The organism is Streptomyces cadmiisoli (assembly GCF_003261055.1).
Taxonomy (GTDB): Bacteria; Actinomycetota; Actinomycetes; order Streptomycetales; family Streptomycetaceae; genus Streptomyces; species Streptomyces cadmiisoli.
The window spans coordinates 8433256-8455434 of record NZ_CP030073.1 but is presented as its reverse complement, the minus strand read 5'-3'; the positions used below and the strand labels follow the sequence as shown (position 1 = coordinate 8455434).

General features: G+C 65.5%; 18 protein-coding genes and 3 pseudogenes. 9 read left to right on the top strand and 12 right to left on the bottom strand.

Annotation, left to right across the window (positions count from 1 at the left end; all coding sequences use genetic code 11):
* Nucleotides 1–185: 185 nt before the first annotated feature.
* Together DN051_RS37185 and DN051_RS45270 are read right to left on the bottom strand one after the other, a co-directional pair.
* Nucleotides 186–2081, bottom strand: a complete 1896-nt coding sequence (locus DN051_RS37185; protein WP_112441161.1) for a glycerophosphodiester phosphodiesterase — start codon at nucleotides 2079–2081, stop codon at nucleotides 186–188.
* A gap of 368 nt (nucleotides 2082–2449) precedes the next feature.
* Entirely contained in the window at nucleotides 2450–3079 is a 630-nt protein-coding gene (locus tag DN051_RS45270; RefSeq protein ID WP_162625051.1) for a hypothetical protein, read from the bottom strand.
* Nucleotides 3080–3551: 472 nt separating this feature from the next.
* On the opposite strand from DN051_RS45270, the gene DN051_RS37175 reads away from it, so the two are divergent.
* Nucleotides 3552–4301, top strand: a complete 750-nt coding sequence (locus DN051_RS37175; RefSeq protein ID WP_112441157.1) for a hypothetical protein — start codon at nucleotides 3552–3554, stop codon at nucleotides 4299–4301.
* Between the two features lie 95 nt (nucleotides 4302–4396).
* On the opposite strand, the gene DN051_RS37170 is transcribed toward DN051_RS37175, so the two are convergent.
* The 6 genes from DN051_RS37170 to DN051_RS37145 all read right to left on the bottom strand — a co-directional run bounded on the left by DN051_RS37170 (nucleotide 4397) and on the right by DN051_RS37145 (nucleotide 9129).
* Nucleotides 4397–4900 (bottom strand): AAA family ATPase, encoded by a 504-nt coding sequence (locus DN051_RS37170; RefSeq protein WP_246040732.1) that lies wholly within the window; start codon nucleotides 4898–4900, stop codon nucleotides 4397–4399.
* Between the two features lie 358 nt (nucleotides 4901–5258).
* Nucleotides 5259–5900, bottom strand: a complete 642-nt coding sequence (locus tag DN051_RS37165) for an HAD family hydrolase (RefSeq protein WP_112441156.1) — start codon at nucleotides 5898–5900, stop codon at nucleotides 5259–5261.
* Nucleotides 5901–6010: 110 nt separating this feature from the next.
* Nucleotides 6011–6487 (bottom strand): hypothetical protein, encoded by a 477-nt coding sequence (locus DN051_RS37160; protein WP_112441153.1) that lies wholly within the window; start codon nucleotides 6485–6487, stop codon nucleotides 6011–6013.
* Nucleotides 6488–6670: 183 nt separating this feature from the next.
* Entirely contained in the window at nucleotides 6671–7462 is a 792-nt protein-coding gene (locus DN051_RS37155) for a hypothetical protein (RefSeq protein WP_112441151.1), read from the bottom strand.
* Nucleotides 7463–7737: 275 nt separating this feature from the next.
* On the bottom strand, nucleotides 7738–8031 hold the full coding sequence (locus tag DN051_RS46715) for an HIT family protein (protein WP_246040731.1): 294 nt from the start codon (nucleotides 8029–8031) through the stop codon (nucleotides 7738–7740).
* A gap of 327 nt (nucleotides 8032–8358) precedes the next feature.
* On the bottom strand, nucleotides 8359–9129 hold the full coding sequence (locus tag DN051_RS37145; protein WP_199314774.1) for a class I SAM-dependent methyltransferase: 771 nt from the start codon (nucleotides 9127–9129) through the stop codon (nucleotides 8359–8361).
* Between the two features lie 323 nt (nucleotides 9130–9452).
* Here DN051_RS37145 and DN051_RS37140 point away from each other — a divergent pair, with 323 nt between their 5' ends.
* The gene (locus DN051_RS37140; protein WP_112441147.1) at nucleotides 9453–10172 is read left to right on the top strand and encodes a DUF4328 domain-containing protein; all 720 of its coding nucleotides are present in this window, start codon (nucleotides 9453–9455) and stop codon (nucleotides 10170–10172) included.
* A gap of 278 nt (nucleotides 10173–10450) precedes the next feature.
* Here the strand turns inward: DN051_RS37140 and DN051_RS37135 are convergent, their stop codons facing one another.
* Nucleotides 10451–10978, bottom strand: a complete 528-nt coding sequence (locus DN051_RS37135) for a hypothetical protein (RefSeq protein ID WP_162625050.1) — start codon at nucleotides 10976–10978, stop codon at nucleotides 10451–10453.
* Between the two features lie 1016 nt (nucleotides 10979–11994).
* Nucleotides 11995–13188 (bottom strand): annotated as a pseudogene (locus DN051_RS37125) (ATP-binding SpoIIE family protein phosphatase); the annotation flags it as partial.
* Nucleotides 13189–13851: 663 nt separating this feature from the next.
* Between DN051_RS37125 and DN051_RS37120 the strand changes: the two are divergent.
* From DN051_RS37120 to DN051_RS37110, 3 genes are all read left to right on the top strand, one after another.
* Nucleotides 13852–14817, top strand: a complete 966-nt coding sequence (locus tag DN051_RS37120) for a helix-turn-helix transcriptional regulator (RefSeq protein WP_053755862.1) — start codon at nucleotides 13852–13854, stop codon at nucleotides 14815–14817.
* A 6-nt stretch (nucleotides 14818–14823) separates the two neighbouring features.
* Complete coding sequence (locus tag DN051_RS37115) at nucleotides 14824–15966, top strand: IS630 family transposase (RefSeq protein ID WP_246040730.1); 1143 nt, start codon at nucleotides 14824–14826, stop codon at nucleotides 15964–15966.
* A gap of 151 nt (nucleotides 15967–16117) precedes the next feature.
* On the top strand, nucleotides 16118–16537 hold the full coding sequence (locus DN051_RS37110) for a hypothetical protein (protein WP_112441139.1): 420 nt from the start codon (nucleotides 16118–16120) through the stop codon (nucleotides 16535–16537).
* 246 nt (nucleotides 16538–16783) lie between these two features.
* Here DN051_RS37110 and DN051_RS37105 read toward each other — a convergent pair whose 3' ends face one another.
* On the bottom strand, nucleotides 16784–17272 hold the full coding sequence (locus DN051_RS37105; protein ID WP_246040729.1) for a helix-turn-helix domain-containing protein: 489 nt from the start codon (nucleotides 17270–17272) through the stop codon (nucleotides 16784–16786).
* 420 nt (nucleotides 17273–17692) lie between these two features.
* On the opposite strand from DN051_RS37105, the pseudogene DN051_RS37100 reads away from it, so the two are divergent.
* The 3 genes and pseudogenes from DN051_RS37100 to DN051_RS37090 all read left to right on the top strand — a co-directional run.
* A pseudogene (locus tag DN051_RS37100) lies at nucleotides 17693–17905 on the top strand (transposase); the annotation flags it as partial.
* A 337-nt stretch (nucleotides 17906–18242) separates the two neighbouring features.
* Nucleotides 18243–18404: pseudogene (locus tag DN051_RS47885) on the top strand (acyl-CoA dehydrogenase); the annotation flags it as partial.
* A 211-nt stretch (nucleotides 18405–18615) separates the two neighbouring features.
* The gene (locus DN051_RS37090; protein ID WP_112442731.1) at nucleotides 18616–20148 is read left to right on the top strand and encodes a flavin-containing monooxygenase; all 1533 of its coding nucleotides are present in this window, start codon (nucleotides 18616–18618) and stop codon (nucleotides 20146–20148) included.
* 343 nt (nucleotides 20149–20491) lie between these two features.
* On the opposite strand, the gene DN051_RS37085 is transcribed toward DN051_RS37090, so the two are convergent.
* A complete protein-coding gene (locus DN051_RS37085; protein WP_112441137.1) occupies nucleotides 20492–20908 on the bottom strand; it encodes a MerR family transcriptional regulator in 417 nt (138 codons plus the stop codon).
* A gap of 242 nt (nucleotides 20909–21150) precedes the next feature.
* Between DN051_RS37085 and DN051_RS37080 the strand changes: the two genes are divergently transcribed.
* Nucleotides 21151–22044 carry an oxidoreductase gene (locus DN051_RS37080; RefSeq protein ID WP_246040728.1) on the top strand — a complete coding sequence of 298 codons (894 nt, stop codon included), beginning with the start codon at nucleotides 21151–21153 and terminating at the stop codon, nucleotides 22042–22044.
* The last annotated feature ends 135 nt before the right edge of the window (nucleotides 22045–22179 follow it).

Below are 22179 nucleotides of genomic sequence, written 5' to 3'. Positions count from 1 at the left end.
GGCTTGAACTCGACCCGCCTCGAGGCGTCGGCGACCTGACACCGCTGCTCCTGGCTACGGCGGCTGAGCGCGAGGAGTGTTTCTCCGGCCGCGCTTCACGGCAACCCGGCCCTGGTCGAAGGCAGGGCTGGGGCGCGCTCGCACTGTCGTCGGGGCGGCGCGAGGTGCGCCGCCCCGACGGGGCGTCAGCGGGCTGAGTCGAGGGCGCGGGCGTCGCCGGCGATGAGCGCCGCACGGTCCGCGTCGAGGGACTTGCCGGACTGCACCTTCGCCCAGGTGGCGAGCAGCGAGTACTGCTTCAGCCCCAGCATTGCCGTCATCGAGCTGATGGAGGCTTCCTTGGCGCCCGAGGTGAAGATCAGGTGCGCCAGGCCTGTCGGAGTGGCCTTGAGGGTGAAGGTCCGGGTGTCCTCGGCGGTGCCGCCGGCACCCGTCGCCACGGCGCGCAGTGTGTGCGGTCCGGTCGACAGGGTGGTCAGGTCCATGGGAGTGCCGGCCGGGACGGGCTTACCGTCGAGGGTGAGGGTCACCGAGTCCGCGTCGTCGCTCTGTACGGTCGGCAGCGGCGACTGGGCCCGGTCCAGCACCGCGTCGGCGGCGGGAGAGGTGATGGCGACCTTCGGCTTCGCCGGGGGGATCGACTGGCTCTGGCGGTAGGCGTTGTTCCAGCCGATGAGCTCGGTCGGCCGGTTGGTGATGATGGCGTCGACGCCCGCGCTTTCCAGGGACTTCCAGCGGTCGGCGCTGTCCACGGTCCACACCATGACGGCCACGCCGGCCTTGTGCAGGTCGGCGATGACGGACGGATTCTTGCTGATCGCGCTGTCCTGCGGGTTGTACGCGGCCAGGTGCAGTTCCTTGGCGAGCGCGACCGGGTCCGCGTCCAGGTTGCTGCGCAGAAGGCCGAGCGGCAGGTCAGGGGCCAGTTCGTAGGTGTAGCGCAGGGCGTCGACCTCGAAGCTCTGCACGAAGACGCGCCCGGTCATGCCATGCGCACGGATGGTGTCCACGATCGTGGCCACCTCGGCCTTGGTGTGCGACCCCTTGATCTCGAGCAGGAGGTCACCACCGCGAGTGCGCAGGTCGTCCAGCTGGGCCGCGAGCGTGGGAACGCGGGCTTCCTTGTAGTGGGGCGCGAACCAGGAGCCGGCGTCGAGGCCGTCGAGCTGGGCCGAGGTCAGCGAGCGGATCGGGCCGGTGCCGTCGGTGGTGCGGTCCACGGTGGTGTCGTGGAGGATGTACGGCACGCCGTCCTTGCTGGGCTGGACGTCGTTCTCGATGAAGTCGGCACCACCCCGGCGGGCGATCTCCTGGGAGACCAGGGTGTTCTCGGGGGCGGCCGAAGAGGCACCGCGGTGGGCGATGACGGTCAGCGGGGATCCGGCCGGGCGGATGTAGCTCCGCGGCGGGAGTTCGGTCACCTTGAGGTCGTCGTATGAGGCGGAGGCGCCGTTCACCAGCAGGCCCTGGATGCCGTCGGCGGAGCGGGCGACCTTGGAGGTCCGCATGACCTCCTTGCCGTCGAAGTACCAGACGGCCTTGGTGCCGTGAACCTCGGCGGCTATCTTCACGTCCTTGCCGGTACCCGCGGCGAACGGCGCCGCGTGGGTGTCGGTGACGTTCCAGGTGTTCGAAGGTGTGCGCTGGGCGAACTCCAGGCCGTTGGCGGCCGTGGTGCCGGTCCGCATGGTGGCGATGGACCACGGGACTGCCCCGCCCGCCGGCATGTCGAGACCCATCGCGGTCCAGCGGCCGTTGTCGACGACGGACTCGAAACGCGCGGTGACCTCGATCCGGAAGTCGTTGAGGTGCTCACCGAAGGTGATCCGGCTCAGCTGGGACGAGTTCGAAGAACTGCCGTACAGGCGGCCGTCCCTGACCTGCCAGGTACCCTCCGCCGCCTTGAATCCCTCGGGGAGGGTGTTCCCGGAGAAATCGGAGGAGACAACGACCCGTCCTGCGTCGGCGCCAGCTTCCGGGTCGGAGTCCTCGGCGAAGGCGATCGTCGGAAGGGACACGGCGACCAGCGCCGACGCGAGCAGCGCGACGCGTGTACGGGGGGTATGTGAGGTACGAGGCATGCGGGCGACGTTAGGAAGCCGTAGCGATCATGCAGGGCCCCGCAGGTGAACTCTGGTTGTCGGCTGGGGGTCCAATCGACCCGAGGCAGTCGGCTACGCCCGAGGGCCTGCCGGCCAGGGCCGTCTCCCGACTGGCCAGCTGTTCACATTCAGCCGGTACGGACTGACGTTCCGCAGCCGTCAGCCCGGCGCCGCATCCGTCACGTGCTGAGCCGGGAGCAGGCCGAGACGGGCCACGTCAGACTTGGACGAGACACGAATCGGCGACCTCGTCCCCCGGGACCAGCTGGAGTCTCCGACGCCCGGTTCCGGGCACAACCGGAGCAGGTAGTCCACCTTTCTGCACAATCCATGTTGCCTGTGGCCCATCAGGACAATCGCCAGATGATGAAATATCCGCGACTCGTTCTCCCCTGCAATTCGGCCCGGACTTGCGCAATGAGTTGAATGGCGTCGTCCATCAGTTGGGCACGGGCTGCCGCTCGTGCAGGCCACGCGTTCCACGGCGAACCGGTTTCGATACTGACGTTGTCGACCTCGCCGTTCGACTCAGTCCAGGTCACGAGCTGTGGAAGCCGTAGGCCATCAGTGGCGACGAGCCCCATGAGCTTTCCGCGAAGAGCCGCGTACCTCACGTGGATGACGTCGGAGGCGTAGAGGTCGAGAAGGTTGTCGACCTCTGGATTGATATTCCATTCCTCGACTGACAAATAGGGCTTGGCGACTTCGTCCAGTTCGTCGAGCGCTTCGAGCAGTCGGTCTGACCACTTGATCAAGGACAGATAGGGTCCGGCTCGTTTGTCGCGTAGATCCTGCGCATGTGATCGCTCGTGAAGCGCCCGTTCTTGAACGGCGGACAGCCGCTCTTGCGATTCGAGCGTGTCGCGTGTGTTCTCCCGCTGTGCACGCAAGGAGAGCAGTGTCGTCACCAAGCTCGCGACAACCGCCAACCCTGCGACTCCTGTAGACGCCAGACTCACGATGATCTGGGGCTCCACGAGTGTCTGCCTCCCAGGGCTTCGGCATCGTCGGTGGGCGAGGACACCAGCGAGATCACCCGCTTTGCCCCGCTGCTGGACACCGTCATCAATCTGCTCTACCCCGCGATGTCTCAGGCCATCCATATCGAGCACCGCATCGACGGAATGACCAGCAGGAGCGTCTGCGCAACCATCAACATCACCGCCGCACAGGGCCCCGCACGAACTCGCGCCGATCTTCCGCAACCACCCAAAAGGTGCCCTGCACCATATCCACGACACGGCGCTACCCAGGGGACACCTCGACTCCAGGGACCAGGTGGCACACCGCGCCTGACGGCGACCTGGCGCAATCTCGCACTGCCCCCTACCGGTAGCCGTTGGGCGGCGACACGACCAGCCCGGAGGCTGCCGATCCCGTATGGGCCCTTCAAGAGTGGCCGCGAGGCCCGACGCGGACGGCGAAGGATGTCTCATCTACCCTGGCCCGATGACGGATGCGGTGGCATTCCGGGTCGGTGACGTGCTCTCTGTCGCCTGCCCCTTCACTCCGACCAGAGTCGAACGAGGTCTGACATGGGATCACGTCTCGGTGCGGTGGCCGTGGTGGGAAATCGACACCGACAGCGATTTCGTGCACTGGAACGGAATCGTCGCACTGGGCCTGGACAGCAACCGGCGCGTCTCGCCTGACGTGGAAGCTGAGCTGTTCCGAACCGACCCTCCGCCCGAGCACCTGAAGGCCGGAGACATCTGCCAGGTCGGAATACGACCGACCGTGGTTCACGTCACGGACGTCGACCACCACGACCCTCCGCTCGAAACAGGCTGGCTCCCGCGCCCCACACTGAGTGTGACTGTGCTGCGCCAAGGCCTGTCCTATCGGGAGTATCCGGACGAGAGTCATCTCAACGGCGCCGGCTACACCATCCACCCAGGTGACGGGATCCCGTTCACCATCGAGCTGTTGATGCGCCCCTACGCATTTCTCCAGACCGGCGACGAGGTCGCCGACACCGCTGGGCGCGCATGGCGATTCGACGGACCTTGGGACTGGACCCCCTTCGACGGAGCACAGACCGGCGTCGTCCCTCAGTGGCCGCTGATACTGCTGACCCGCGCGGGGTCACCATGCTCCGACACCCACGCGGAAGCAGTGACTGCAGGCACGGCGACTGGTTCCCACCAGGAGACCGTCCAGCGCTGGATGTCTCTCACCCAGGCTTCGCCCACACCGTAGCCCGACGACATTGCCGTCTCCAGGCCATCCAAACCGTGCTGGTACGCGCTGGTGACAGCGGCTCGGCGCAGCATCTGTGCTCATAGTGAGCCAGTTCAGCGGTCGAGCGCGGGCAGGTGCGCCAGGCCGGTCTCAACCATGACGCGGTCCACGGTCTCACGCAGGGGGCTTTCGGCGCCGATCACCGTCTCGATACCGCCGGGCAACAGATCGCACGGCCGGTACCAGTCACGCAACTGCGTCTCGCTGACAGCGTCCGCGATCGGCTTGGTGGCGTGTCGGGCAAGAGTCTCGGCGAAGGGCACGTCGAGGTAGTAGCAGTGGGTCGGGCCTCGGTGGTCGGAACGTAGCCGGGCAATCATGTCGCCGTAATGGTCGGCGTAGAGGATGCCTTCGACGACGACGTGATATCCAGCGTCCAGGGCGTAGCGGGCGGTCAGGTCGATCAGGCCGATGTTCGCAGCGCCCGGCCGGTCCCGCTCTCGAAGCACTGCACGGCGGAGATTGTCCTGGCCGACCAGGGCCAGTCCGCGGCCGAAATCCTCGCGGAGGCCGGCCGCGACGGACGACTTGCCGGAGGCGCTGTTGCCGCGCAGCACGACCAGCCGGGTTCCTTCGGTTCCCACCTTCACACCGGAAACGCTACCGGTGGTGACACCACTTGAGGTATTCCCCAGCAAAGCTCTTGCCTCAGCGACCACTGTCCGTAATGAGGAGTCTCTTGAGCCGGCACAGAAGCAGTGATGGCCAGGAGAGCGGCTGCGAGAGAACCCGGGCCAGAGCGATGCGAGGTGTGTAGCGGACCGCTACCAGCGCGACACCGTATTGCGCCTCACCAGCCCGGCGAAAGCAGCCTGGAGGGCTGCTGCTGCGTCACCTTCGGACGCATGACGACGCTGCGGTCGTGGGCGATCCGCGCGCGCACCCCGGCTGATCAAGGACTCCGAGTCGTTCTCATCAGCTCTTCACGACCTCGGCAAGCTCGATGAGGGTGTCGATGCGCCAGTCGGCAGCAGCCACCACCTCAGGGGCGTCAGCCCACAGATGTCCCAGCGGCCCACGGCGCAGGTGCGCCACCCGCAACCCGGCTGCCTTCGCCGGGAACACATCATTGGCGGGATGGTCACCGACATATACGACCGCCTGCGGAGCCGCCTGCGCGACCTCCAGCACCCGCTGGAAGAACGCAGCCTGCGGCTTCGCCACGCCCCACTCTCCCGAGGTCACAATAAGGTCCGCCGGAATATCCAAGCCACGCAGCAACTCGCCGGCGCGCGATGACTGATTGCCCGCGACGACGACGCGCAGGCCAGCACTCCGGAGCATGCTGAGAGCCGGGCGAACGTCGTCGTACAGATCGCTGTCGTCCAGGTACTCGCCCTGGCCGGCCGCTTCACGGGCACGGTACTCAGCCGCGACATCGATGCCCGGACGTATGAGTCCCAGTGCATCCGCGTTGTCGCGGCCCTGAGCGACAACGGCACCCACCATGGCGGAGAGAGTATGACGCGACACATCCAGCCAATCGGCCCACGACGCCCAGTACCGATCATCACGAATGATCGTCTCGCCGACGTCCAACACGATGGTCTCAATCACGCTGAGAGTCTACGACGCAACGACGGGACCCCGGCCGAGACAGTCAGGGCACCTGGGTGCTGATGGCGACAGTGACACATTGGCCTCCGCCAGAGCTCTGCCGATGTGGCTCAGTCGCCCGAGAACCCGAAAATCCCCAAGTGGGTGGGCTCAGCACCGGTGTACAGCAGAACGTACAGACCGGTCCACCGCATTCTGCACTCGTCGAGGAGCGTTTCCGCACGGTCCGGCCGATATCCGAAGTCCGCACGAGCCTGCATGAGTGTTTCCTCGAACTGACCCGGTGACGGGCGATCAGTAGCGAAGTGGTGCACGATGCGCTCCTGCGCCAGTGGACGCAGCGTCCCGTAGTCCTCGATGTTCTTGTCCGACGGGGCGGCGGTTGTGCGGACGACTCGCTGAATGTCCAGGATCGAATGGGTTCCTTCCTGGCCCATGAACTCCACGTCCCGCCAGAGCTCCTCAACGTCCTGGTAGGAGTCGTCGTCGCCGAAGTCCTCATCAAAGACCTGCGCGTGCAAGGCCTCCAAGGACTCCTCGACGCTACCTCTGTACGGAGTGACGTACTCCCAACCACTGGCACCCATCGTTGAGTTCCCCTCGGATGTGTCATCGGTAAGATCACCGCCACCCTAGACAAGGGCACTGACATCGGACGCTGCAACTGCGCTCCAGGGCCGGATAAGCCGCCGCCCCGGTCGCTGTCCGGCGCTTCCAGTCCCGGTGGAGAACCGACGGATCTTCGGCACGAGCACTGCGGAGTTCGTCGGTCAGAACGGTGGGGACTCGGAGTAGCCACCCGCCCAGGAAGCCCGTCCGGTAGCCCGACGGACACGCAGCTCGCGGGCTGCAACGTCCTCCGCGCTTTCCAGGCTGCGGACGTCGTGTCCCCACACTTTGAGTGCGTCCAGGACACGATCACGCTTGCGACGGTCTGTGCTGGTGGCCAGCAGGCGGTGAGCATGGTCGGTCAACTTGCCCCGGTACGTGATGAGAACTGGATGTTCTGTGAGGGGGATGGTGGCGATCAAGGCAGCGTCGTGTACGTCTGCGCGGCCGTGGCAGAGGAGGCGATATACAGGGGCGAAGATCGCCGGTCTCAGGTCCCGAAAGGCGCGCATCTCCGCGTCCTCATGGAGAATTCCCTCCCCGTAGGGACGTTCGGAAATGGCGAGGCTCTCGTCGTTTGCGTCATACGCGGCGTCGCTGAGCCAGTCGAGCAGACTCACGAGAGTCGGGCGGCGCGGAGGCATGCCTGCGACGTCCTCGAATTCACCCGCCGTGATGGCCGGGTGGTCAAGGACAGCTGCGATGCAGAGCGCTACAGGCACGGTGGCTGGGTAGATGGTGTTCTGGTGGGTGACGGCCCGGAGTACGTCACTGACGGCGGTCGCCCTGGCAATCGGGTCGGTGTCCAGGATGCGCTTCAGGGCCGCCGGCAGGGCTTCGCCGGTGCCGGACGGGGTGGCGAGAGATGCCCAGTCCGTGCTGTCCAGGATCATCTGATGCGGAGATAGATGGCCGAGGTGTTCGCTGTCGTTCTGCCTGTGGCTGCTGGTCACAGACGGAGGCTATAGCTCGTCGTACCGGCATTCTGCACGGTGTCATGCGCTGAGCCTGACGAGCTCTTGCGCTGCCGGAACTCACTGCCAGCAGTTCCTTGGCCGCGGCGTTGTCACCATCTCGTTCGGCAGCGCTAGCCGGACTCGGTCAAGCTGCTCACACAGCTCGATCCGCCGGCTTTTCCCCGGATCAGTACGACGCGGATCAAGACTCCGGGCTTACCACTGCCGCTCACGATGACGACGGGCAAGCAGGCCGACCTGGCGGGACCAGTTCATGCGAGGGCTTGCCTCAGACGTTCGCAGACCTGCTCGACCTCGGCTGCATCGGGGAAACACCCTGCTCCGCCCATGGCCACCTGCAGTGCGGGACCGAAAGCGTCGAACCGCGCCATGTCCCGCCTCCCAACAGGCTGCACGACGAAGTGGATGTGGCCCGGAACGCCGCCGGCGTGCGACCACAGGCAGACATACACCTGCTCCGGAGCCATGACCTCCGTGACGGCGGCGCTCACCCTCTGCAGAAGCCGTCCCAGCTCACCGGACTCCCGCTCCGTCAACTCAGCCACGTGCACCACATGCCGAACCGGCTTGACCACAAGGGTGCCCAGACCAAGTGGCCCCACACAGTGCTCGACGACCCACACATCAGTCCGTAGCACGCTACCGCCCGGCAGCGGAGCTCTGCCCGTCATGAGGTCACACGCCAGACAACCGCTATCTGCTCCGGAACCCTCGGACACGGCGCCCTCCACTCCCAAACGGCCTTATGATTACTGACTCCCCCTCTGTGAGCCATCCCGCCAGCGGCCACCATTTCGCACTCGACAAGTCCCCCATGGCTAGCTGGCAACGCCGGCCGGCCAAGGTGCTCGCTTGCGCCGGAGGCTCGGCAGCTATCGACGACGGCAGCGGAACTCGCCGTGTGTCGATGAGTGGAACGCTCGCGAGACGATCTCAAAGCCCGCCCGTTCCAGCATGCCCTCAAGGATCCAGTCGTAAGTGGAGAACTCTTCTCGGACATGTGCCTCGAAGTCCGACCGAGTGAAACCCCGGCCCTCAGGGCGGCCAGCGGTGTCGATCCACCGCTGCAGATGCTCCGCGGCGTCCCCTGGTGGGAAACTGAACATGACGTCCCACAGGTAGAAGGTGCCGCCCGGGCGCAGCATGCCGGCCGCGTTGAGAAGCGAGTGCTGCTTCCAGAAATCGGGCAGCTGGTGAAGGGCCGACTTGGTGGTCACCACGTCCGCGGGCTCAGCGTGGTGCACGTAGTCCAAGAACCCGGCTTGGTGCCAATGGGCGCTGGCGCCGGCCCGTTCGGCCCTGGCTTGAGCAAAGGCAAGCATCTCCTCGGAGACATCAACGCCATGCGCCTCGGCCCCACGTCGGGCCGCCTGAACGACCAACGAGCCGGTGCCGCAGGCCAGATCCACCAGGCGCGTACCCTCGCCAACACCGAGACGGTCGAGCAACGCATCGTCGGCGTACGGATCGGTGCCTTGATTCCGATCGTAGGCAGCCACCGCAGCCGGGCTGCCCAGGTCGACGCCGACGGGCTCGTACTCGCGGAAGAACCACACAGGGCTTGGGCGGGTGAAATCGCTTCGTGGCATGACCCGTTTGTAGAGCCCGGGCACATTGAGCCGCAAGAGCACCATGTCCGGCATGACGCTCCGAGGAGTGTGAGTCGACTGCGTTGTCCAGGACCGGGCATCGGCTATTGGATCGCGGCCCGGGCGGTCTCGCGCAGACCTGAGGACGGCGACGCTGCGGGGTCCGTGCGGCAAAGCGAGAGCTGTGCATGAACCCTTCAGATGGCAGGCACTGCCGACTGAACCACTTGATCTGAGCCGCCCTCGGCCACGCGCCATGTCCGGGCTCCGGCCCTGCAGTTTTGTCATGGACGAGCGGCCCACGGCGGACGTATCTTTCCTCAGCGCGCGATCTTCCGCGCCTGATCCCGTTTCTCTGCCTGTGGGGGGCCTTCTGCATGTCCGCATCCAGCGATCTTCGTCCACGTCCTGCGCTGCCCAACCGGGTGCCGCGCGTGCCGCGCTTCCTCGTGGTCAGTGTGTCGGCCCTGCTGGCGGCCGTCGCGCTCAGTGACCTGTTCGCCGTCTACGCAGGCGTACGGACGTACACGCTGATCAACGGTGAGGAGCGCTTTGCGTTCGCCTCGCAACGGGAGTTGGAGAGCGCCGACACGCTGTACGAGACGGCAGGAACGTTCCAGGTCTCCACGTATTTCGCCTGCTCGATCGTCTTCATCATCTGGTTCCACTGGGTGCGCCGCGACGCCGGCGTGCTCGGGCCGGACAAGTTCCGAAACGGCCCCGGCTGGGCCATCGGATCCTGGTTCATCCCCCTGGCACAGTTCTGGATGCCTTACCGGATCGCCGTGGACATGTGGGGCGCCAGCACGCGGCTGCCGAGCGACGGCGAGACGCAGAAGGTCTCCTTGTGGCCGGTCAACCTGTGGTGGGGCCTGTTCATTTCCTCGGTCCTGTTCAACCGCTACACCGGGCAACGCTACGCGAAAGCGGAAACTCTCGAAGAGATCCGGGACGCCGTACTCCAAGTGATAGTTGCCGATTCTCTGGACATTCTCGCAGCGGCGGCGGCCGTACACTTCGCCGTCCGGCTGACCGGCATGCAGCGGCTGAAGGCGACCGAGGGCCCGTACGCCTCTGCCCTCGGTAAATCCGAGTAGGCCAGACCGCCGGCAGCAGATCCATGGTGGGCGATGTCGAAAGCGTTCTACGCACTTGTGCAGCCTGGTCCAGCAGGTTTGGCCTGGACCGGTCAGATCGGGCGGGCAGGAGCTGAGCAAGGTGGAAGCAGGGCCGCCCAGCCCTCCGAGGCAGTGGGCCGGGGGGATTCTGTTCGGCGTCCTCTTCGGGGGCTGACCTCGTTGGTCTCCATCGCCACCATCGGGAGCGTATGAGCCGCGTACGACATCGGCGGCAACGCCGGGGCGAACTCGTTTGATCACTCAGGGCCGTAGAGATCCACGAGGGTGGTCTCGATCCGGATACTGCGAGCCTGAGGGCCGATGTAGTCGCCGACGACAACGAAATTGCCGTAGGTCACGACGTCCGGGGTCAGGTCACGGCCACAGTTCCGCCACCAATCCGCAGCGCTGCGCGCCTTTCCGGCGTCTGCATACAAGAGGACGTCTATCCCGTTCCCATCGCCGCCCAACACGTCCTCGGATCGCGTGTAGGCCACGGCGTGACTCATCGGTGTCAGCATCGCGTACGAAAGCCGGCAGTTCCCATTGCTGCCGCGCTCGTCGAACACTGCGGTGAGGTCCTTCACGTGATCGAAGTCCAGTTCATGAGCAAGGTTCTGAGCGGCCGTTACGGCGCTGCGTGGCGGCTGCGCCGCGGGTTCAGCAGGCACGGGGCCGAGCAATGCCCCCGAGTCACCGCTCTCCTGCGAACCATCGCTGGTGCACGAGGCGAGCACCAATACCAAGGCCATCGCCGCAACCGCCCGAGCGTGTCTGCTACGCATGCTTTCTCTTCCCATGGGCCGGGTGCGGGGGCAACTCTTCCGAGGTCAGGCGACCCACGCGTTTGTAGTCAAGTGTGCTTTCCAGCAAGTAGTTGGACAATGAATGCGAGGTTGGTACGTCACATCGGGCGACGTTCGGCGAAACGGACAACGCCGGTGTCGGCTACCAGGGGTTACCATCCAGGCATTCGTGCCTGGGCTCCGCGAGCGGGAGCTACTCGGAGTCGAAACCTCGGCGGTCGCCGCGGCCAGTCGACGCTCACGAAGGCATTCATATGCGGCACGGCACGCCTCCAGGACGCCCTGGCAGCAACACGATTGTCCTGCAGGAGGACGGTGCTCACCCCCAGCGGGAGCATGGGGACGACGGCCAGCAGGCAACGTGACCGCTGAAGCCAGCATTCGGTGTCAGCGGAACAGTTGCAGCCACGGGCAGATCTCAAAGGGCTCGCTCGGCGCGTCCACCCATTTCCACCAGACATGCCGACTGGCGCACGCCCACAGCGACCGGCACATCCGCCGGCCATCGTCTTCCCGCCGCGCAAGTACAAGACCACCGGGCCTCATGGGCCGGCCGCACTCGGGACATTCCCGGAAACCGCTGGTCATGCGGCCCATCCTAATCAGTACGGCTTCGAGCTCGTGAGAGTTCGGCATCGCTATCCTCGATCTTCTTCTCGCTGAGGGGACACACGTTCCGCTGCCCGGCCAAGAACGGCGTCCTTGCCGTCTCCGAGTCGGACGCCGTTCTTAGCCAGGGCTATGGCGCCCTCGCGGCGAGGCTCGTTCTGCTCCGCCCAGGGCCAGGCGACGGGGTTGCACCCCCCGAAACGGTGATGGCGTGACCTGCGACAAGTGCAACGAAATCTGAGCGCACAACCCTTCGCCAACCACAGCTCGTCCAGATAGCGGGGCGACGCCTTGTCCGGGGATCACCGAGTGGCGCTCCCCACGTTCGCTCAGTGCTCTCGCCCCGCAGCCCGACGTGGTTGTTCAATCGGCAGTCGGTGACCCGCCTACGCGATGCGCGCCGGGTGAGCGTCGGCCGCTTGGGGTGGGCAGAGCCCATGAGAGTGCGCAGGCGCGGAGGCCAGGTCTTGTTCGACCCAGACGAGCTTGCCTTCCGTTGCGGATCGGAATCCCCATCTGCGGGACACCTGAGCAACCATGTAGAGGCCCCGACCGTTCTCATCGATGATCCGAGCATGACGCACACGCGGGGAGCAGATTCCGCTGTCGAAGACTTCGCAGGTCAGGACGTTATGCTGAATGAGCCGCAGCCGGATCGGGCCAGCTCCGTGGCGGATCGCGTTGGTGACCAGTTCACTGACGACCAGCTCCGTGGTGGACACGAGGTGCTCCAGCCCCCATTCGCTGAGCTGACGGGCGGCCAGATGTCGGGCGGTGCGAACAACGGCCGGCTCGGTGGTCAGGTCCCAGGAAGCAATCTGACTCGCGTTGAGCGTGCGGATCCGGACGAGAAGCAAGGTGATGTCGTCGGATGGTGCCCGAGCCGGCAGGGATTCCATCGCCGACGAGCACAGGTCCTCCAGGGACTGGTCAGGGTGCGCCAAGGTGGCGACCAGGCGGTGTATGCCGTCGTCGATGTCCTCGTCCCGGGATTCGACCAATCCGTCGGTGTAGAGGGCGAGCAGACTTCCCTCGGGCAGCTCGACGTCCACGGCTTCGAAGGGGACCAGCCCGAGACCGAGGCCGAGCGGCGCTCCGGTAGGCAGGTCAGGGAAGGTAACGTGCCCGTGCGGATCGATTATCGCGGGCGGGAGATGCCCAGCCTGCGCCATCGTGCAATGCCGGGTGATCGGGTCGTAGACGGCGTACAGGCAGGTCGCACCCATCACAGGAGCCTGCTCCGGGGTGTCGCCGTCTTCGTCGATCAGCCGTCGGACACTGTCATCGAGGTGACGCAGCAGCTCATCGGGAGGTAGGTCCAGATCCGCGAGCGTGCGCACGGCGGTGCGGAGCCTGCCCATGGTCGCTGCGGCGTCAATACCGTGTCCGACCACATCCCCGACGACGAGTGCCACCCGGGCGCCGGACAGCGGGATCACGTCGAACCAGTCGCCTCCCACTCCTGCCTCCGTGTCGGCGGGCAGGTAGCGCGAGGCAGCCTCCACCGCAATCCCTCCCCGCAGACGGCGAGGAAGGAGGTTGCGCTGGAGTTCAAGGGCCGCGGCGCGTTCGCACGCGTAGTCCCCGTCGGACAGGGCCCTGGCTCCGTCCGATGCCTCGCGGGGTTTCCTCGACTCAGCGAGTTCGGGCTGATCAGTACTGGTCATTTCGGTATTCATCCCATCAGCTGGCAAGGCGCGGCTAGAGACCGGTCCTCAGAGGGGTGCCGCTGCGGCGGCCTCAAAGGTTCGCCTTGGGCGGCAAGGTCCGCGTGTCCGGCAGGCCTTGTGTCGAATTCCAGAGAACCAGCCGGAAAAGCCTCTGGAGGTGGTCAGGCAGGTCTCCTTCAGCCAAGGCCGATTGGTCCGGGTACTGGCAGACCCCCTTTCCCGGGCAGGCAACTGACAGTGCAGGATCCGAAGGACGCCGTTTGATCCCGTTGATGCGGCAACCGGGTAACAGGCCGTCGGCGCGGATGCGGCGGACGCCTGGCCGACAGTGAGGCATTCGGCACAACCGGCGGCCCAATAGGCAATCAAGTTGGTCGCCGAGATGACGTTCAAAGACTCCTCATGTATTAGCCGCCCATTCTCGATCCAAGAGCAAGATGGTGTCGCCATCTCGACTTTTCCGAGAAATCGATTCAAAGACGGACTCTTTGCCGACGGAGATTGGACAATTGCCGTCACGCTATTTGGCTGCGTGTGTTGCCCGCGTCCTAGACAGAGAGATAGACTTGATACGTGGGTAAGGCGTTGTCCGGTTCGGATGACAACAAGGCGCTGAGCGATTTTCTACGCTCGCGGCGCGCCCGGGTGACCCCTGAACAGGTTGGGGTCACGCCGGGGGGTGGTCGGCGCGTTCCCGGTCTGCGCCGCGAGGAGGTGGCGCTCTCGGCCGGATTGAGCGTGGACTACTACATCCGGCTCGAACGCGGGCGAGCGGCAAACGTCTCGGAAGCTGTGCTGGAAGCTGTGGCCCGAGCTCTTCGACTGGATGATGCCGAGCGCGCGCATCTGTTCAATCTGGCCAGGCCGCAGTCCGCGGTCGGGGTGAGTCGATCCCCCGTTTTGCGGCGAGTGCGTCCGGGGGCGTATGCGCTGCTTGAGGCCCTGCGGGACGCCCCAGCCATGATCCTGGGGCATCGTTTGGACATTCTGGCCCTTAATTTGATGGCTCGTGCGGTGTTTGTCGATTTTGAGGCGGTTCCAGCCCGCGAGCGCAATCTGGTGCGATTTATGTTTCTCGATCCTGCGGCACGCGAACTTTTCACTGATTGGGATAAGGCCGCCCGCATGGTCGTCAAGGGGTTGCATCTGTATGCGGGCCAATATCCGAATGATCCACAGCTGGCCAAGTTGATCGATCAGCTATCCGACGAAGATTTCCACCGTTGGTGGGCCGCACACGACGTGGAGGAGTTCTCGCACGGCACTCGGCGCTACTGGCACCCCCTGCTCGGTGAAGTCACCTTGAACTATGAAAACCTCATTTTTCCCGGGGACTCCGGACAGTGGCTGTCCCTAAATATGCCTGAACCCGGCTCGCAGACTTCCGAAGCCTTGCGGTTCCTCGCCGACTGGATCAACGACCCGGACACCTCGGTACGTGCAGGTTCCGCGGACGGCTCCGGGCGATTGTCTGACCGTCAACTCCAGGTCTATGGGAAGAGTTTTGACGCCGGACGATCTACGGCCGGCCACGCCTAGTGTCTCGTGATCCTGTTCATGGAACCTGAGGCTTCTGTGATCGTTGAGTCTGGTGTGCATCTGACCTCTGAACAGATGGCGGAACTGCGGGAGTTGGCCGGGTCGCGGGATGTTCCGGCCGATGTGGCGCTTCGCGCAAGGATCGTGCTGGGGTCCGGCGAAGGACGCCGACGCAAGGACATTGCCGAGCTTGCCGGTGTGGCGCCGCTGACGGTGGACCGCTGCAAGACCCGTTATGCCGAGCGGGGCCTTGCCGGTCTGGAGGAGAAGCGCCGCGGCGGGCCGCGTACCCAGGTGCCGCCGCAGGTGCGGGCCCGGGTGATCGCTTTGACGAGGATGTCCCCGCCGGCGGAATCCGGTCTGTCGCACTGGTCGACGCGGACGCTGGCCGACCATCTGAAGCGGCGGGAGGGCATCTCGGTGTCGTGGCATTACGTCGCCCGCGTCTGGCGTGAGGAGAATCTGAAGCCGCACCGCTCGGGCACCTTCAAGATCTCGAAAGACCCGGCGTTCGCGGAGAAGGTCGCCGATGTCGTCGGTCTGTACCTGGCCCCGCCCGGTGGCGCCGTGGTGCTGTCGGTCGACGAGAAGACGCAGGTGCAGGCCCTGGACCGGACCCAGCCGGTGCTGCCGGTGACTTGCGCGGCCACCGAGAAGCGCACTCACGACTATGTGCGGCACGGCACCACGAACCTGTTCGCCGCGCTGAACGTCGCGACCGGTGAAGTGCTGGGCGAGTGCAGGCCGAACCGGAACGGCGCGACCTTCCTGGCGTTCCTGAAGAAGGCCGTCAAGCCGCATGCGGAGAAGGAAATCCATGTCGTCCTGGACAACCTCTCCACGCACACCACCCCGGACGTGAAGGCGTGGCTGGCGAAGAATACGCACGTCCACTTTCATTTCACCCCCGTCGGGTCCTCGTGGTTGAACCAGATCGAGATCTGGTTCGGGATCATCACCCGGCAGTCCATCCGCCGCGGCACGTTCGCAAGCGTCAATGTCCTGGTCAAACAGATCCGCGACTACGTCAACTCCTGGAACGAGAACGCGAAACCCTTCACCTGGACCGCCACCACCGACGAGATCCTCGCCAAGGTCCGACTCGTCCAGACCAGCGTGAAGAAACTCGTCAATAACAACGCGAAGTAATGCAATCAGGATCACGAGACACTAGTCGGATCAATCCGAGAGTTTCGCCCGTGAATTATTTCCGCCAGGCGTCTTCCCATGCCCGCAGACAGGCTTTACGATCTTGCCTCATCCGTACCCCATAACGTGAGGATGTGTTTTGAGAAAACACATGTCGATGCTCAGAAGCGCGGTCACTGTCGGTTCTGCCGCCGCCGCATGCGTGGTTCTGGCGGCGACGCCATCGCTCGCCGGAACGGACGTCAACGTCTATTCGATACGCATGGATTGCAATCTTGTCTCCTGCGGAGTCGATGTCGCCAACGCCTACTTCTTTTCGGACGGAGACGACTGGCGGGTATGCGACCTCGAACCCGACGGTGACCGCGCCAAGATGTCCATCACCTATGTCAACTCCTCCGGCAGTACCGTAATCAAGTACACCGAGGCCGCGGGGGGCTCCGGCACCTGTGTGAAGGACGGAGTCGGGGTCGACATCCCAGAGGGCAACCGGGTGACTATCAAAGTCTGGCACCAGAACGGCTCCACAGGGGCGGCGAAGGACGTGGCAAGCGACTACGGATACGCGTAGATGTAGCCTGTCCCGAGCGCTCAACTGCGGCCATCTCGGAAGCGTACGAAGATATCCAGTGAATTGGCGTTGCCAGCTGCCTCCGTTTACGCAGCGAGGCTTTTGACGTCCGGCCGCGGGAAAAGCCGTTCGAAAGTCATGGCTATGGCACTGCGGCAAGGCGTGGGCGATGTGACGGAAACCGCGCGGGTCGCCGGTCCAGGGTCGGCTCACCTCGACACGGAACGGCCCGCGGGGTGCCCACCCTCAAGTGAAGGTGCCCGAGCGGTGCGGCTTCAGATTCTCCTCACGCCAGACGCGGGCGACATAATGCCACGACACCGAGATGCCCTCCCGCCGCTTCAGATGGTCGGCCAGCGTCCGCGTCGACCAGTGCGACAGACCGGATTCCGCCGGCGGGGACATCCTCGTCAAAGCGATCACCCGGGCCCGCACCTGCGGCGGCACCTGGGTACGCGGCCCGCCGCGGCGCTTCTCCTCCAGACCGGCAAGGCCCCGCTCGGCATAACGGGTCTTGCAGCGGTCCACCGTCAGCGGCGCCACACCGGCGAGCTCGGCAATGTCCTTGCGTCGGCGTCCTTCGCCGGACCACAGCACGATCCTTGCGCGAAGCGCCACATCGGCCGGAACATCCCGCGACCCGGCCAACTCCCGCAGTTCCGCCATCTGTTCAGAGGTCAGATGCACACCAGACTCAACGATCACAGAAGCCTCAGGTTCCATGAACAGGATCACGAGGCACTAGGCCACCCAGCAGGATTCGGACGACTGGCCGCCATGCGGCTTGCGGGGCGTGCCCCCGCTGAAGTCCGCGCCGCCCTTGCCGCCGCGCTGTTGTCGATCACGGGTCGAGTGGCCGCCTCGGATGCGGCCGCACCGAACACGTCAGCCGCTGTGACCCGATGTCCCCGTCACAAGACGACGGGCCTCGTCGACAGTGGCGTCGTCGCCGGTTCGACTGCTTCGGAACCCCTCTCGAAGAGTGGGTTGCCGGCTTCGAAGGCGATCTGGAGAACCGACGGTTGCGTCCAGGGAAGTGGTGTACCGGTTCTCACCTGATCCGGGCGTATGCCCCGGCGTCGGGGTGAGGCTCCGGATATGAGCACGGCCACCGGCTGATCTTCGAGATGTCTAGGCTCGAAGGAGATCAGCACGATGACCGCACCAGACAGTCTGCCCCTGCACGTGCTCGCGGAGGAGAACCTCGCCGCGGCGAGTCCCGATCTGCTGCGCGCGATGGTCAAGACGTTCGCCGACGCACTCATGTCCGCCGCGGCCGATGTCCTCTGCAACGCCGAATACGGGCAGGTCAGCGAGGAACGCGTCAACCACCGCAGCGGCTACCGCCCACGCGAGTGGGACACCCGCGGCCGATCCGGAGGATTGCGACGACCCGTGGGCCCGCGCCGCTGACGGCGAGAGCAAGCCGCCGGCGCTAGCTCCTCATTCATACGAGTGAGTCGGACCGCTTCCATGCCCGTGCACGCTGCCGCTAAGAACAGGCCCAGCGCGCCGGTCGATTGAACGAGACACCCTGGTGGAGTTGAGGGTTCAGCTCGGGTGGTGGCGGAAGTAGTCGCGCACGGGGTCGATCACGGCGTTCGTGGCGTGCCGCAGCGTGCGCAGTACGCGGTTCTCCAAGCCCTGGCCGTTGCGACTGCGTGGCGAAGAGGGGCGTCCACGGGAAGCCTTCACCCGGTAGGACATGATCGGCGACTGGATCGCGGAGTCCCGCGTCCGCGTCGATCAGATGCGGCTCCTGGTACTCAAGACCGCCTGGCTGATGAAAACCGCCGGCAACAAGGGCGCGCATACAGGAATCAAAGCGATCAAGATCGCTACCCTGCGGAGCGTGCATTGGATCCTCGACACGGCGATCCAGACCCGCGGCGCCGCCGGACTCAGCCAGGACTTCCCGCTCGCTGCGCCTCGCCGACGGACCCTGCGCAGTGCAGAGGAAGGCGCTCGCACTCGCCGGACTCCGCACAAGGACCGCCGCCACCTGGCGCTCGGCAGCAGCCGAACCATCGCAGCCCCTCACCATCGCAGCCCCTCACCACCGCGGCCAGGAGCCACTCGTGACGAACAAGAACGCGAAAACCAACCCGCCTTCGTCTCCCAACGACGACGTCGACGTGCTGATCATCGGTGCCGGGATCTCGGGAATCGGAGCCGCCGTCCATCTCAGATCCCTTCGCCCGGGAACGACGTTCGCGATGCTGGAGAGCCGGGACTCGATCGGGGGCACCTGGAGCCTGTTCCAGTACCCCGGCGTCCGCTCGGACTCGGACATGCCGACCTTCGGCTACGGCTTCAGGCCCTGGACCCGAAGCAAGACGATCGCCGAGGGGCACCTCATCCTGGACTACCTGCGGCAGACGGTCGACGAGCACGGTCTGACCGACCACATCCGTTTCGGACATCGAGTGCTGGCAGCCGAGTTCTCGTCGTCGAAGGGGCGCTGGACCGTCACCGCCCGCACCTCCGGCAGTGGTCAGGAAGCCCGCTTCACCGCACGCTTCCTGTTCCTGGGTACCGGCATGTACGACCACGAGGCGGGCTTCACACCCGAGTTCACCGGCGTCGGGGACTTCGCGGGCACGGTGATCCATCCACAGCACTGGCCGCGGGACCTGGACTACGCCGGCAAGCACGTGGTCGTCATCGGCAGCGGCGCCACGGCCATCACACTCATCCCTTCGATGGCACACACGGCGGGCCACGTCACGATGCTCCAGCGCTCACCGAGCTACGTACTGTCGTTGCCTGCCGAGGACGCGATCGCCCGCACGCTGAGCAAGGTACTCAACCACCAGCGCGCGCATCGCATCGTCCGGCGCAAGAACATCGCATTCACACGAGGGGTCTTCAAAGCCAGCCGGCGAGCGCCGAAACTCATGCGCAGACTGCTGATCTCCCAAGCGCGCCGGCAACTGCCCAGGCACTACGACGTGGACACCCACTTCACTCCGCGCTACAACCCGTGGGACCAGCGGCTGTGCGTGGTACCCGACGGCGATCTGTTCAAGGCGATCTCGTCCGGGCGGGCATCGGTCGTCACCGACCGCATCGACCGGTTCACCAAGACGGGCATCCTCCTGACCTCCGGCCAGGAACTGGCCGCCGACATCATCGTGACCGCGACCGGACTCACCATGTCGCCCTTCGGCAACGTCCGGTTGAGCGTCGACGGCCGCGGGGTCGAATACGCGGACACCACGGCGTACAAGGCCATGATGCTCTCCGGCGTCCCGAACCTCGCTTTCGCACTCGGCTACACCAACCTTTCCTGGACCCTCAAGGTCGATCTGGTCTGCGAGCACTTCTGCCGCCTCCTCGACCATATGGACGCCCACGGCTACCACACCGTCGCACCGATCCTGGACGACCCCGCCATGGAACGCGTGCCGTACATGGACCTCAGCTCGAACTACGTCGAGCGGGGCATCAAGGCGTTCCCTCGCGCGGGGACGCGCGGCCCGTGGACGGCGGAGATGGCCTACGAGAAGGATGTCGAGCGGCTGCGTCAGGGACCGGTCGAGGACAGCGCGCTCAGGTTCGCCGTCGCGGGCGTCCCCACTGCGACATCCCGTCCCGGGAGAACCCGATGAAGGACGCGCCCAGGCCGCTACCGCCCGGTCACTTCGTGTCGTACCCGTCGCCGATCTCGTCACTCGGCTGCAGGAAGCAGCCTCACGGACCGAGCCCGACTACGTGGTGACCACCCTGGATTGGGAGGTGTGCGGTCCACCGTTCGGTGAGATCTCGGAGCCTCGCCACGGTGGCTGGCGCTGAACCCACCGACCGGGGGCATGCAGCGAGGCGATGTACGTCGGGTTGTCGCGTACTAGCTGTCTCCCCTGACCTGGCAGCGGGTTCGATCCCGCCGCCCGTGGACGACGCCTCAGGGCTGCGCAAGCAAACGGCCTGGAGCATCTTGACGTGTCACCGCTGTCATTCGGCCACCGGACTCGATACACCCTCGGCAGCCACCGGCGCAGCAGTCGGGGCATCCACGCAAGCGCTCAGGTAGGTCTTGATCGCGTGCCGGTTGCGTTGCAGCACGTCGATGCGTCGTTCGATGCTGCTGAGCTGTCGGCGCAGCCCCTCCAGATCTCTTGGTGCGGGGCATACCGTGGGCTGCCCGTGTTCTTTCGCGGCCCCGAGGCAGGGCAGGACCTCCCGGATCATGTCCGTGGTCAAGCCGGCCTCGAGAAGTTCGCGAATCTGCAGAACACGGTCGATGGCAGGCTCGCCGTAGGTGCGGTATCCGTTGCTGCTGCGGTTCGGGTGCAGGATCCCGACCTCTTCGTAGTAGCGAAGCAGGCGCGGCGCGACACCCGTCCTCTCCGCCAGTTCTCCGATCTTCACATCGCTCTCCCTCGCTCGGCATCCATGCAGCCGGTGCGCCTCGCTGTCGCACCGGCGGGCGACTCCACGGCCGTCCGCTTGACCTTCACATTAGTGGCAAGGTTTAGCTTCTTCCACGTTCCCAGACCTGCCGAAGCGGTTTGCTCGCGACCGCGGCAACAAGAATGTGAGAGCAAGAGATGACGACGGATTCTAGGACGAATAGCAGCAAATCGGGCGGCAGTGGATGGGCCGCGGACCGAATGGCAGACCAGCGCGGCCGCACCTTCGTCGTGACGGGCGCGACCAGCGGCCTCGGCCTGGTGACGGCGCGCGAGCTCGCGTCGCACGGCGGTCGGGTGCTGCTCGCTGTTCGTGACGCGGCACGGGGAGAAGGGGTGGCGTCTTCGCTGCGCCATGCGTACCCCGGGGCCGAGGTGGAGGTGCGCCGGGTCGATCTGCTGGATCTTGACTCGATCCGCCGGGCGGCTGAGGAAATCGCCAGGGAGGAGTCCGTCGACGTCCTGGTCAACAACGCGGGCATCTCCATGGTCGAGCACGCCGTGACCGCTCAGGGGGCGGAGCGCCATTTCGCCGCGAACCATCTTGGCCACTTCGCGCTCACAGCGTTGTTGGAACCGGCACTGCGCCGGTCACCGGCACCGCGGGTGGTCACGGTGACGTCCTACATGCACGAGAAGGGCGAACTCGATCTGGACGACGTCGCGTGGTCGCGGAAGTACACACCCATCGCCGCCTACTCGGCATCGAAGCTGGCCAACGCGGTCTTCGGTGTGGAGCTCGCCCGGCGCGAGGAGTCGGCATCGTCACCCATCACGAGCGTTCTGGCACACCCGGGCTACAGCAACACGCCCATGCAGAGCAAGGGAACCGGTCTCATCGGGATCGCCATGCGCGTTTCCGGCATGCTCTTCGCGCAGAGTCAGGAGATGGGAGCTCTGCCCCAACTTTTCGCGGCGACGGAACCCGGCCTCGTCGGGGGCTCCTACATCGGGCCTGACGGGCGGGGCGGACGATCCGGACATCCGCAGCCCGGACAGTTGTCGGCAGCAGCGCAGGACCCGGAACTCGGCCGTCGCCTGTGGGAGCGCTCGCAGCAGCTGACCGGCATCCGCTGGCAGTCCACCGACGTCTGAAACCGCACGGCCCGCAGACGGGACGATCGGGCCGCCGCACTGCGGCTGGACGGTGCCAAAAGGCCGCGGTCGGAGTGGTTGCTCCGAGCAGAACTGGTACCCGCCGCGTCGGCCGTCGACGCGGCGAAACCGGTG